The sequence below is a fragment of the Collinsella sp. Sow4_D11 genome (genome assembly GCF_052116465.1).
GTDB lineage: Bacteria > Actinomycetota > Coriobacteriia > Coriobacteriales > Coriobacteriaceae > Collinsella.
Map to the genome: position 1 here is coordinate 243,557 of NZ_JBQKLA010000001.1, position 13,018 is coordinate 256,574.

A 13,018-nucleotide genomic window follows, 5' to 3' on the forward strand; every position below is an offset into this window, starting at 1 on the left:
CTGTGGCTGCAAGAATGATACCGAGCCTTGGCCCGGCTGAATACGACGATCGGAGCCGTGAGGGGGAGATTTATTACGCGCTGAGCAAGCTTCCCGATGATTTTACGGTTATCCATTCATACAAGATGTTGGATGTTGTGGATGGAAACGCTATTGAGCAGAGGGAAGCCGATTTCGTCGTGTTTAATCGCAGGCTCGGTATCCTTGTCATCGAGGCGAAGGCGGGAAAGATTCGCTGCGAAAACGGCGAGTGGCTATACGGTAGCGGCATATCGATGAGGAGGCATGGAGGGCCTTATCGGCAGGCGGATAGCATCAAATGGAAGCTCATTAATCGCTTTGAGGATGTAGGGTTAGGAGAGCTTTGCGGTAGGTGCAAGGTTGCTCATGCGGTTTGGCTTCCGTCCCTGGGGGCACATGAACTTGGCTTTATTGATTACTCCCCCGAGGCTTCTCGCGATATTACTCTGTGCAAGACAGACCTTGGAGATCCAACTGCTCAAATAGTTCGCATCATGAGTATGGAAGTCGGGGGAAGGGAGACGAGACTCTCCAAGACCGAGGCTCAAGAGGTCTTGCATAAAGTGCTCTTGCCGGAGTTCGATATCGTCCCGACGAATTCGGTGGACTATCGATATAACGACTTCGTGTTCGCAAGGCTGCTGGACTCGCAAGCTCGCGTGTTGAATTTCATAAAGGATCAGAAGACAGCGGTAATTAACGGGGCGGCAGGAACTGGCAAAACTCTCATTGCAATTGAGAGAGCTAGGCAGGCCGCCTGTACGGGCAGGGTTCTCTTTTTGTGCTTTAACTCGCTTTTGAAGGAAGAGATTACTAGAAGGTGCGACGATGTCCCGGAAATTGACGTCTATACAATTCCGGGCTACGCCTGCAAGGTCTGCAATTCTCTCGAGCCAAACTACGCCAGCCTGACCGAAGAACTCATGGAGCACCCTGACTCGTTTCCCTATCAGCACATCGTAATAGATGAAGGCCAAGACTTTGGCCTCAAACCCATTGAAGATGCGATGGTGCTCGAAACCTTGCGTTCTATCGTGGACTCGAGGCCGGAAAGCACGATGTACCTCTTCTACGACAAAAGGCAGTTTGTCCAAGGCTCAACTATGCCCAGCTTCCTTATGGATGCCGATTGCAAGCTAACGCTTTATGTAAACTGCCGGAATACGGAGGCTATCGAGAGGTCTTCCTTGAGTGCTCTTGGTGAGGCGCATGGTTTTAGAATGCAGGTTATGGCTAGGCTCGGAAAACCTCCATTGCTTATGATTGATTGTGACGCCGCCGCGCAAGAGGCATTTGTGGATAAGCACATTGATCTACTCAAGAACGCTGGTATTAATGACATTGTGGTTATCACATGCAAGACACTGGAAAACTCTAAGCTGTCGAGTTGTTTCACTGGCGATCTGAGCTTAAAGAGATGGAAAGGTCAGAAGGTTCCCGTCCATACGGTGAGGAAGTTCAAGGGGATGGAGGCTGCTGCGGTAATTATGATTGATGTTGATCAAGCCTTATGGGAACAGCCGTCCATGAGCTACATGCCTGAGCCTGGAACTCTGTTTTATACGGCTGCTTCGAGGGCACGGCATGAGCTTAGAATTGTTTGCGACATGAATGGGGATGACTGCAACCATGCGCTCGTGGCGATGGGTGAAAAAGCGAATAGGCGCCCCGCCAAGAAGCTCGCAAATGTTCTGGGAGCAGTATTGGTTGGATAGGGCGCCGGCGCGCCCCACCGCCCTTTGTGAATCCGAGATTGTTTCCTAGGAGCTTCGCTGCTGCTTTCGTTGCTATTCATGTCATGTGTGGGCGCCAGCCTATATCACCGGGATATACCGCGACAAATACTCCTTGAGTGCGGGGTCGCACACATAGAGATACGTTCCCAGCATGCCACGCGTCATGAGGACATAGTAGGCGTTGACGATAATCTTCCGTAGCTCATCTTCGCTCGCCTTTTTCTTTGCGACAGCATCTTTGAAGTTCGCTTTGTTAACGCAGACGGCTCCTTTATCGGTGTCGTAGTAAATGTCTGGCCCCAGAATGACGAATCCGTAATTGAGGTCGTAGCCCTGCACCGTGTGGATGCATCCAACCTCGTTGACGGCGTTGGCAGAATTAACCCAATCCTTTTGGGTTGAGTTCCAACGTTTGGGAATGCCCTCGATGACGATGTCGAAAGCGTCTTTGTGTTTCTTCGTTTCCCACTTCCACGCAAAACCTGCCGTCATGCGGGATAGACCAACTTCTTCTTCCTTGGCTTGCTGCAGGGAACAGAAATCCTCAAATCGGTCGACGATTCCAAACTGGTATCTGGGGATATCGCTGTCCGGATCCCCGGCTCGCGAATCGTAAGGCTCCGATGAAAAGAGTTCGTTGAACTTCATGCCGGTATGCATAAACGCCTTGTTGTTGAGTAAGTCATAGACAAAATCGAGGTATTCGTCACCACCGCGTACGCGCATTTGTGTGCTTAGGCTGAACTCTTCAGTTTCAATGCCTGCTTCCTCGAGCTGATTGAGTCGCTGCTCAAGGCCGTCTCGATTGAGGCCGGATGCGCGAACCTGCTGTTTGGGGTCGTAGAACAGGTACGCCTTGTCACAGCATTTGAATATCCAGTCCACCTGGTTGCTCGTATGCGGAAGGCCGAGGCGATCGCAGGTGCTGTAAAAAGCTCCGATGCCGGCGCCCATGCTTAGATAATTACCCAGTCGATGTGCTTCGTCGACAAGTAGGATGTCATAACGATCATTTTTGGTTACGTCACTGGGGCTCAATATATCGCCAGGCTTTAGCCCTGGAAGGAAGTGCGTGAGTTTCCTGAGGGTCTTCTTCAGAGAATCCATCGGGGTGACAAAACCGACTCGCAGGCCGGAAAGGTTGGGCTCATTTTTGATTTTGAACATGAGACTGATGGCGAGGATTGTTTTACCTGTTCCCGGCGCGCCATTCACGACGGTTATACGTTCTCTTTTTGAGCCGCCATGCTTTGCGTCTTCATGCTCCTGTTCGAGACGTTTATAAATCGTCTCGATCGTTTCATATTGGTCGGGCGTAAGCGTCTTAAAAGGCGAGAACTTGAACAGATCGGAGTTCTCGAGCTCTTCAATCGGATGAATCGCGTAGTTTTCTTCGCGAAGCTTTGTCCAGAGGTCTCGGAACTTCTGGCGATACTGAGGCCGCTCAAAATAATTGAATTGGGCATAGCCGTTGTTGGCATTGGTTACCTGGTATTTTTCGTCAGCACAGAACAGCTCAATAAGTCGATTCTCGAACTCGAACGTTGCGGATTGGTTGAAGGTGGGATTGTCGATCAGAAGGGTCCGGTCGAAGTCCTTGTCCACGTTTGCAGCGTGTTGTTTCATACGGCGCTGGTAGTTGGTTGTTTGGCCGATGTATGCCGTCTTGTTTCTGCTGTTGGTAAGAATGTAAAGGACGGGCCAACTCTCGTCATGATGGGCTCCAGGCTTTGGCGTTCCAAAGTCCTGAAGCGATTCGCTTGTCTCAAAGGGCTGGGGCAGGGGAAGCGTGTATTGCCGAAGGGCGAACTCATTACTCATGATGGTCCGCCTTTCTGTATTCGTTAGATGATGCGTCGACGGGATAGCGCTCGCCATTGCGCTTGAGCTTGGACGAAAGCGCCGCTGGCAGGTCGATTTCATTTAAATCTGCGAAACGCAGAAGGAAAAGGAGCGTGTCGGCGACTTCGTCTTCGATGACTTGGCGCTGCTCGGTGTCTTCGAACATTTCTGCAATGCGCTCGTCGCTCATAAAACGAAAGAGCTGAAGGAGCTCGGAGGACTCAGTCGCCATGCCGATGGCAAGCTCTTTTGGCGTGTGATATTTGCGCCAGTCGCGTGCATCACAAAAGTCCCTGACTTGTTTCGTCATGGCATCGAGTTTATCCATCGTCTGCAACCTCCCTGATGTTCATTGTTTTATTATGGCCGTATCTGGGATTTATTGCACATCATTTGGAGCGTACGGTTTGTTCGGTCGCGATTGTCCGGTAGGAGGTTTCACCATGAAGATCGAAGTTGATGTGGACCAACTGCGCGAGAGTCTGCTCGATCGCGCGGGGAGTGCAGCCGGCGTGGGCTTTCCGGCCGCCATGCTCGACGTGATGGATATCGAGGATGAGTCTCCTCAAGAGCTTCTAGACCGAGCCGAACGCGAAGGCCTCGACCTCCGCGATTTTGCCGTCGACGATGACTAGGAATGTGACAAGGATAGCTAATTTGGGATGGTCGTCTGCGCCCGCCGCTGCGCGAAAATGCATGATAAGCCGTCCCAATGGAGCCTAATGAGGTCGCGACCCTTCTATTTTGACCGCACGCCGGCTAAGTGAGTAGGCTTTATTGGAAATCCTGAGCACACGACTAATTTGCTTCAACAAACCCGCAGGTCACAGACTTGTGCTTTGGTGACGTGGTCGGCGATTCGACAAAAGTCTACTCACTTAGTTTTGAGAGGCGCTAATTGTCCGCAACGAGACCCCAGCCGGGGCGATTGATGCTCAAATGTAGCCAATTCGGGATGGCTGTCCCTTGCCGCTACGACGCCAGCGTGGCGATGACGGCTTCGTCGCCGGCGTATATGAGGGTGTTGCCGTCGGAGATGATCGTTTGGCCGTCGCGTTTGATCATCACGACGATAAAGGGGTGCTTGCCTTGCGGCACGTCGCGTAGACGCTGTCCTGCCAAGCGACCGTGGGGCGTTACGGTGACCTCGCGCAGTGTAACCTCGGCACGATCTTCAAACGTCGGGGCAGCCATCACCAACAGGTCACCTTCCTTGATCACAGTATCCCCGTTGGGCAGCACCGGGTGCGCGCCGTCGCGCAGCACCAGGGCTACGAGCATGTCCGTGGCACTGCCGATGTCCGCGAGCGAGCGACCGGCAAACGGATGGCCCGCGCCTACCTTGAGCTTAACGAACGACATACCTTCTTCGTCGCGGTAATCGTTAAAGGTGCGGCGTACGTCACCTTCTGCATCGATCATGTCGAGCTTCTTTGCCACCGCAGGCAGCAGCGATCCCTGCACCACAATGCTCGAAACGGCAATCACAAATACCAGGTCAAACAGGTCATGCCCGCCGGGAACGCCGGCCACCACGGTAAAGAGGCTAAACACGACCGAAGCCGCGCCACGCAGGCCCGCCCAGCTTACGAGCGCCACCTGGCGGGGGTTTGTCTTATAGGGCGCCAACAGCAGACCGACGGCGATGGGGCGACTCACAAAGAGCATAAACGCCATGAGTGCCAGGCCCGGTAGCAGCATTTGCGGCAGGCGTGCGGGCGTCACGAGTAGGCCGAGCAAAAAGAAGATGGTCATTTCGGCCATCTCGGTAAGGGTGTCAAAGAAGTGCGCCAGCTCGACCTTACCGGTGATGTCGCTGGCGCCTAGCACAATGCCGGCAAGGTACACGGCTAAAAAGCCGTTGCCGCCTAGGTAGCTCGGCAGCGCGTAGGCGACGATGGCCACGGCGAACAAAAAGATGGTCTGCGCGCCCTCGGCCGTTGCGTGTGCGCGCTCGATCAAGCGGCCCGATGCCCAGCCGATGACAAGGCCCAGCCCCACGCCCAGAATGATCTGCTTGGCCAGCAGCATGGGGATGTTAATGTCGCCGCCGGCCGCGAGCGTGGCGAGCACGGCGGTGAGCATGTAGGCGACAGGGTCGTTGGAGCCCGATTCGACCTCGAGCAGCGAGTCGGTGCCGCCCCTCAGCGACAGGCTGTGCTCGCGCAGCACGCTAAAGACGCTCGCCGCGTCGGTCGACGCCACGACCGAGCCCAGCAGCAGACCGCCGATCCAGTCGAAGCCCAGTGCGAAGTGCGCAAAGGCGCCGGTGATGCCGGCGGTGACGACGACGCCGAGCGTGCTCAGCAGTACCGCGGGCGCGGCGACAGGCTTGGCGCGGTCGATGTTGGTGTTAAAGCCGCCGTAGAACATGATGAACAGCAGCGCCGTGCTGCAGACGGTTTCGGTGAGCGCATAGTCGCTAAAGTCAATGTGCGCCGGACCGTTGACGCCCAGCAGCATGCCCAGCGCGATAAAGATGAGCAGGGTGGGGAAGGGGAGCTTTTTGCCGACGGGTTTGATGGTCAGGCACAAAATGATGACGAGGCCAATAAAAAGAAGTATCCGGTTCATGGATAGTGTCCGCTCCTGGGTGGTTGGCGTGGCACGGTCAGTTATCTGCGGTTATTTGTACCCAAAGATGGTGGGTTATGGAGGTGGATTGCGGGAGTGCGCATTTTCGACACGAGGCTGCGGCGTGTGCGACGTTGGTCGGGGAGCAGCTGCCGGCGGTGCACCGTGAACTGCGCGCGCGGGCGTGCGGCCGCTAACGACCGTTGGCGACGCGGGGCTCTTCCCAGCTTTATTGCAACGGAGTACAATGGGTAACGTTTAAGTTCAACTTGAAGTTTTAGTTGTGGCTCCGGGCTTCGGCCGTAATGCAGGGAAAGGCGTTCCATGGCGATCTATGTGACATCCGATGCTCACGGGCACGTGCGCGCGCTGGACGAGGCCCTTTCCAAGATCTCGCTGACGTCCGACGACACGCTGTACGTGTTGGGTGACATGATCGATCGCGGTCCCGATCCGGTCGGCGTCATCAACTTGGTGCGCTCGCTGCCCAACGCTCGCGTGCTTAAGGGCAACCACGAGCAGATTATGCTCGACGCGATCATTGGCCAGGACCCGCTCGATGCCGAGACCTGGGATATCAACGGCGGATGGACCACGCGCCAGCAGCTCAACGATATGGAGTTTGAGGCATACGAGGAGCTGGTGCGCTGGGCTGCCGCCCTGCCACTCTATGCGGTGGCAGAGACTGCCGAGCGTCCGTATCTGCTGGTGCACGCCGGTATTCAGACCGAGGCAGCGCGTGCGTTTTTGCTTGAGCATGGTGTCGATTGCGGTGACGGCAGGGGAGCCGTCGATGCCGATAGCGAGCTGCTGCAGCAAATGCTCGCCGTTCAGTCGTCCGATGACTTGCTGTGGATTCGCCATGGCTATTGGGATGCCCCGACGGGGCTGCTATCTGCCGAGGGCAAGGGTCCGGTCGTGGTGAGCGGCCACACGCCAACGGTATCGCTGGGGCGTTATTGCGAGGTAGGCGGCCTGGCGGGGCTCGATGAGGAGTCGGGCCGCGGACAGATTGTGCGCTTGGGCGGCGAGGATACCGCCGGTGTTCCCGACCGCATCGACATCGACTGTGCCGCCGCCACCGGCTCCGAGTTCGGCCGCGTCGGCATTCTGCGCCTGGACGATGGGGCGGAGTTCTATGCAAACATTCTGCCCGGCGAATAATCGGTGCAAAGGGTAGCTAATTTGGGACGGGGCTTTTTTGACTACTTTTGCCCTTCTGCCCATCAAATGATTTTTCTGGGACGGGGATTACATAATCATTTGGCTGCCCGCTGGCTAAGTGAGTAGACTTTTTTGGAAATGCCGAGCACCCAACATGTTTGCCTCAATAAAACCGCAGGTCACAGACTTGTGCTTTGTCGGTGTGGTCGGGGGTTCGGTAAAAGTCTACTCACTTAGTTTTGCGTGATGCATATTGTCCGCAACAAGACCCCAGCCCGGGTAATTCCATCGCAAATTCCGGTGGCCGAGGCAGCTAATTAGACACCGTACGGGTTGCGGGCTCGTTCTATGCGCTGGCGAATGTGGGCGTACTCGACAATCAACAGCACCAGCAGTAGGGCCATGATAGCCAGGTAGCTCACGACGGCACCCATCAGCCCCAGTAGGTTGATGAGGATCATCGGGAGCACCACGCTCACGGCAAAGCAAATGAGGTAGATCTTGGTGACATCGCCGGCGTGGCGCAGCACTGTGATAATGGCGTAGATAAAATCGATGGCTGCGGTGATGCCGCCGGCGACGACCATCAGCAGCGCCAATGTGCGGTAGCGCTCAAAGTTGAGGCCGTACATAAAGCTCATAAGGGGAATGCCGGGGCCTGCCATAAACGCGGCGCATGCGCCAGTGAAACCCAAGATCAGCGCCATGACGGCGACAATAATTAAGTCAAAGCGGCGACGCTTGCGCGGGTTAGCCCAAATGCTCGACAAACGCAAGAGCTGCGGTTTATAGATAAAACCAACGCTCAGCAAAATGGCCTGCGCCGGAAAGAACAGGGCATTAAAATACAGCTGATATTTGTAGGCCAGCGTGCCTTCCATCACAAACTTGGGCATGCTCTCGATAAGGTTGAACAAAAAGAGCGCGCCAAAGAGCGGGGCACACTGCGCAAAAAGGCGGCCGACTTCGCGTATGCTCACGCGACGCGATTTTTCGGTTTCGAGCAGGGCGAGCGGGGCGGTGACCAGCACGAGCGAGGCGATCGCTGTAACACCCATGGCCATGGCCGCGATGGGCATGCTGCGCGTGAGGAACAGTGCCGCGCTAAAGACCGCGATGACGCCGGCGGAGCGCAGCGTTTGGCTCATGCCGGCTAGGTAGAGCTTGTCGGCCTGCTGCAGGCGGCCCTCGTACACGTCGGCGATGCCGTCGATCACCTTATAGAGGTAGACGCCCAGGCCGATCGTCGCCATGTGCGCGTCGTAGCCGCGGGCGCTGCTGTACATGAGGCCGCAGGCCAGCGCGATCGTTCCGCAAAGCCAGCGGTTGAGCTGGTAGGAGGCAAATGACGTCTTCTCGTCGATGTCCGAGACCTGAAAATTGCGTACGCCGTAGTTGCACGCGATCATGATGAGCGTGCCGGTGACAAAGGCGATGGAGAACTTACCGGCTTCCTCGGCGCCTACAAGCTGCGTAGACACGATAGTGAGCAGTGGAAACGCCATGCCCCACACGGCGGTGCCCAGGGTATTCCAAAGGTAGTCGCGGCTGGTGGCGTGCTCCTCGTATTCGGCTTCTTGCGTGGAGAAACCGCCGCCGTAGACGGCGCCGAGCAGGCGGTTCCACCAGGCGTTGACCATACGGCGGACAGGACCGGGCTCGCGATCGCGCTCGTGCCGACGACGCGTGGCTTGGCCGCTATTTGGACCGCCGGCGTTGCGCTGACTCAGCTCCTGGATACGCGCGAGCTCCTCGGCGGTGTGCGAGGCGGGGAAGAGGCCGTTCTCGATGCGTCCGCCCTGTCCGTGCGCCCCGCCCGATACAGCGGGGTTGGCGATGCCGTTGCGGCGGGCGATGGCGCGGCGGATGCTATCGAGGGGCGAGATGCTCAAGGCGGGTCCTTTCTATTGCTGCGTTCTAGTATAGACGCGACGGTGTCACACATGTTTTTGAACGGATTGTTCAATATTTTCGGGGGGCGGCAGTAAATTGTCGGTGAGCGTGCGGTATCCTGTTGAAGTTATGTGATACCACGATGCCGCCCGCGCGGCACCAAGGAGCTTCTACCTATGGACGTCGCCGCATTCTTGCTGGCTCTTGTGCCGATCATTTGGCTTGTCGTGATGCTGCTGTGCTTTAAATGGCCAGCATGGAAAGCCGCCATCGGATCGTTTGTCCTTTCGTGCGTGCTTGCCTTCGCATGGTGGCACCTGCCGGCAGCGCAGATCGCGACCGCCTCGCTCGAAGGCTTTTTGATGGCCCTGTGGCCCATCGTTTTGGTAATCATCGCCGCGGTGTTCACGTATAACCTGTGCGTTCGCACGGGCGCCATGGACGTAATCGGCAGCATGATCACCTCCATCAGCAGCGATCGCCGTCTGCTGGCGCTGCTTGTGGCCTGGTGCTTTGGTGGCTTTATGGAGGGCATGGCCGGTTTTGGCACCGCCGTCGCTATTCCCGCCGGCATGCTCGCGGGCCTGGGCTTTGAGGCCGTGCCCGCCGTGCTCATCTGTCTGCTGGCCAACGGCGTGCCCACGCCCTACGGCTCCATTGGCATTCCCACGGTGTCCGTTGCCGGTCTGGTGGGCCTGGACCCGCTGCATTTGGCGACCGTTCAGATGGTGCAGCTGACGCCTTTCTTTGTGATGATGCCGCTGTTTATCGTGCTGGTTGCGGGTCGTGTCGCCGATGACCAGGGTAATGCTGCGGGCGTTGTCGAGCGCCTGAACGGCGTGGCGGGCATCGCCGTACTCTCCGGCGTGTCCTTTGCCGGCGCGGCTCTTGTCGTTGCTATGTTTGTGGGTCCCGAGCTTGCCGTCGTCGTCGGTTCCATCGTTTCGCTCGCGCTGACAGCTGCGCTTGCCATGCGTGCCGAGAAGTCGGGGCATCTGGACGCACGCTTCCACATGAATATCGAGGCCGGCGAGCAGCTCACCGCTAAGTCGGCGCTTTCGGCTTGGTCGTGCTTCATCCTGATCTTTGTGCTGCTGTTGGGAACGTCTAACCTGGTGCCTGCCGTGCATGCTGCGCTCGCACCGTTTGCGAGCCAGGTGCAGGTGTATTGCGGCGAGAACCCCGGCACGCTCACGTTTTCGTGGATCAACACGCCGGGCGTCTGGATTTTCCTGGCGGCGTTTGTCGGCGGCGCCATTCAGGGTGCTTCGCCGCGCATGATGGGCAAGGTACTGGCCGCGACCGTCAAGCAGATGATGCCGACGGTCATTACCATGCTTTCGGTTCTGGGCTGTGCCAAGGTTATGGGCTATGCGGGCATGATCTCTTCGATCAGCGCATTTTGCATTGCGGTCGCCGGTGGCCTGTACCCGATTCTGGCTCCGTGGATCGGCGCGGTCGGTGCGTTCGTGACCGGTTCGGGTACGTCTTCTGGCATGCTGTTTGGTCCCATCCAGAGCCAGGCTGCCACCGCGCTGGGCGTGAGCGACTACTGGATGGTCGCGCTGAACGCGCTTGGCGTCGCCGCCGGCAAGATGATCTCGCCGCAGACGCTTGCCATCGGCCTGGCCGCCGTGCACGTGCGCGGCAAGGATGCCGAGCTCCTGGGCGCGGTCCTGCCCTACGCCGCCGGCATGCTGGTCCTTATGAGCGCCATCGCCATGCTCGGCCAAGGCTTGCCGCTATAGTTGGCACTTAGGGATGCTCCTTTTGTGCCGGCATCCGGGGACACTCCTTGAATGTTGCCTGTTCAAGAGTGTCCCCAACGACTCGTCGTTTAAGAACGTCCCCAATGACTACCCAATGACTAGGCCGCTTGCCTGCGATTTTTGACCGTTGGGCGGGCTTGCCCCCCCTTGCCACAAAAACGTTTTTGCATATCGGGTACAACGGGCTTTACGTGAGTAAAGTGCGCGCCGCGCCCGCGTGACGCGCTTTTAAAGGAGGCCCCATGCCTGGTGTTACCCCTGCAGAAGTTCTGTCCAACTTTGGTATTACGCTGGTCGAAGATCCCGCCGAGAATCAGCCGCGTCTGCTGGTCGATCTACCTGCTGCGGAGCTCGTCGAGCACGCTATCCGCCGTGAAGAGGGCCGCATGGCATCCAACGGCGCGCTGGTAATCGAGACGGGGGAGCGCACCGGCCGTTCTCCCAACGACCGCTTTATCGTTGACACCCCCGATGTTCACGACAAGATCGCCTGGGGCGCCGTCAACCGCCCGCTTTCGATTGAGAGCTACGAGGCCATCAAGGCCGGCATCGTCGACTACCTCAACGAGCGCGACGTGTTCGTCACGCGCGGCATGGCGGGTGCCGACCGCAACCACACGCGTCGCCTGCTCGTTGCCTGCGAGCGCGCGAGCCAGGCGCTCTTCATTAAGCAGATGCTCGCCCGTCCACTCGCTCGCGAAATTGCGCGCACCGGCGAGCCGGACTTTTGCGTGCTCGCGGCACCCGGGTACCAGTGCGACCCCGCCATCAAGGGCCTCAACTCCAGCGCCGCCGTGGTCATCAACTTCCAGGAGCGCGTGATTCTGGTTGCCGGCACCGGCTACTCCGGTGAGATTAAAAAGTCCATCTTTAGCGTCATGAATTACCTGCTGCCCGTCGAGGACGATGTGCTGCCCATGCATTGCTCGGCCAGCATGGATCCCGTCACGCACGAGACCGCCGTGTTCTTTGGCTTGTCCGGCACCGGCAAGACCACGCTTTCGGCCAATCCCACGCGCCTGCTGATCGGCGACGACGAGCACGGTTGGTCCGACATGGGCATCTTCAACATCGAGGGCGGCTGCTACGCCAAGTGCGAGGGCCTGGACGAGTTTCACGAGCCCGAGATCTTCAATGCCGTTCGCTTTGGCGCGATCTGCGAAAACGTGGTGCTCGACGAGAACCGCAAGCCCAACTACGATGACGTCTCGATCACGCACAACACGCGCGTTGCCTATCCCGTCGAGCATATCCCCAACGCGTGGACCAAGGGCATGGGCACCACCCCGAGCGTCGTGCTGTTTTTGACCTGCGATGCCTTTGGCGTGCTGCCGCCTATCTCGCGCCTGACGGCCGATGCCGCCATGTATCACTTTGTGACGGGCTTCACCGCCAAGATCCCCGGTACCGAGGTCGGCGTCACCGAGCCCACGCCTACGTTCTCCTCGCTGTTCGGAGAGCCGTTTATGCCGCTCGACCCCATGGTCTATGCCAAGATGCTCGGCGAGCGTATCGCCGACGGTCGCACCCGCGTCTATCTGCTCAACACCGGCTGGATTGGCGGCGGTTATGGCGTGGGCCATCGCATCGAGCTTGCCTACACGCGCGCCCTGGTCGCACGCGCCCTCGACGGTACCATCGAGGACAGCGAGTTCTTGCACGACGATATCTTTAATGTCGACATTCCCACCACGTGCCACGGTGTGCCGGACGGTATCCTGGTGCCGCGCCAGTACTGGCGGAGCACAGCGCGCTATGACGAGGCCGCGCACAACCTGGCGGTGATGTTCGAGGAGAACTTCGAGAAGAAGTACTCGCACCTGCCCGAGTCCGTCAAGGCCGCCGGCCCGCACGCTCAGGTGTCCGCCGAGGCCCGTCATCGCGGCCGCGGCCTGCTGGGACTCCGCCACTAGCGTCGCCTCGAGTCCATATCCACCACAAAGAGGCAGGCGCCTTTGTGGTGGTTTTGCTCGTGTGGATGACTCGGGTTACAATGCGCCTGACATATCGTCCCCTTCT

At 58.0% G+C, this 13,018-nt stretch carries 9 protein-coding genes; 5 read left to right on the top strand and 4 right to left on the bottom strand.

The features are described 5' to 3' along the window. The first annotated feature begins 2 nt into the window (after nucleotides 1–2). Entirely contained in the window at nucleotides 3–1,736 is a 1,734-nt protein-coding gene (locus tag ACTQ40_RS01005) for an ATP-binding domain-containing protein (protein ID WP_427727988.1), read from the top strand. Nucleotides 1,737–1,835: 99 nt separating this feature from the next. Here the strand turns inward: ACTQ40_RS01005 and ACTQ40_RS01010 are convergent, their stop codons facing one another. Further along, complete coding sequence (locus ACTQ40_RS01010) at nucleotides 1,836–3,578, bottom strand: DNA/RNA helicase domain-containing protein (RefSeq protein WP_441563135.1); 1,743 nt, start codon at nucleotides 3,576–3,578, stop codon at nucleotides 1,836–1,838. Then, complete coding sequence (locus ACTQ40_RS01015; RefSeq protein ID WP_441563136.1) at nucleotides 3,571–3,927, bottom strand: nucleotide pyrophosphohydrolase; 357 nt, start codon at nucleotides 3,925–3,927, stop codon at nucleotides 3,571–3,573. Before ACTQ40_RS01015 ends, ACTQ40_RS01010 begins: the two co-directional genes overlap by 8 nt. Before the next feature lie 115 nt (nucleotides 3,928–4,042). Here ACTQ40_RS01015 and ACTQ40_RS01020 point away from each other — a divergent pair, with 115 nt between their 5' ends. Then, nucleotides 4,043–4,234: a hypothetical protein gene (locus tag ACTQ40_RS01020; RefSeq protein ID WP_441563137.1), complete on the top strand. Its 192-nt coding sequence runs from the start codon at nucleotides 4,043–4,045 to the stop codon at nucleotides 4,232–4,234. Nucleotides 4,235–4,571: 337 nt separating this feature from the next. Here the strand turns inward: ACTQ40_RS01020 and ACTQ40_RS01025 are convergent, their stop codons facing one another. Next, nucleotides 4,572–6,173 (bottom strand): potassium/proton antiporter, encoded by a 1,602-nt coding sequence (locus tag ACTQ40_RS01025; RefSeq protein ID WP_441563138.1) that lies wholly within the window; start codon nucleotides 6,171–6,173, stop codon nucleotides 4,572–4,574. A 324-nt stretch (nucleotides 6,174–6,497) separates the two neighbouring features. On the opposite strand from ACTQ40_RS01025, the gene ACTQ40_RS01030 reads away from it, so the two are divergent. Continuing rightward, the gene (locus tag ACTQ40_RS01030) at nucleotides 6,498–7,337 is read left to right on the top strand and encodes a metallophosphoesterase (RefSeq protein ID WP_441048224.1); all 840 of its coding nucleotides are present in this window, start codon (nucleotides 6,498–6,500) and stop codon (nucleotides 7,335–7,337) included. Between the two features lie 317 nt (nucleotides 7,338–7,654). Here the strand turns inward: ACTQ40_RS01030 and ACTQ40_RS01035 are convergent, their stop codons facing one another. After that, nucleotides 7,655–9,229 (bottom strand): lipopolysaccharide biosynthesis protein, encoded by a 1,575-nt coding sequence (locus ACTQ40_RS01035; protein ID WP_441563139.1) that lies wholly within the window; start codon nucleotides 9,227–9,229, stop codon nucleotides 7,655–7,657. Nucleotides 9,230–9,406: 177 nt separating this feature from the next. Here ACTQ40_RS01035 and ACTQ40_RS01040 point away from each other — a divergent pair, with 177 nt between their 5' ends. Together ACTQ40_RS01040 and pckA are read left to right on the top strand one after the other, a co-directional pair. Beyond that, the gene (locus ACTQ40_RS01040) at nucleotides 9,407–10,978 is read left to right on the top strand and encodes an L-lactate permease (RefSeq protein WP_441563140.1); all 1,572 of its coding nucleotides are present in this window, start codon (nucleotides 9,407–9,409) and stop codon (nucleotides 10,976–10,978) included. Between the two features lie 263 nt (nucleotides 10,979–11,241). Next, the gene (gene pckA, locus ACTQ40_RS01045; protein ID WP_441563141.1) at nucleotides 11,242–12,912 is read left to right on the top strand and encodes a phosphoenolpyruvate carboxykinase (ATP); all 1,671 of its coding nucleotides are present in this window, start codon (nucleotides 11,242–11,244) and stop codon (nucleotides 12,910–12,912) included. Nucleotides 12,913–13,018 lie beyond the last annotated feature (106 nt).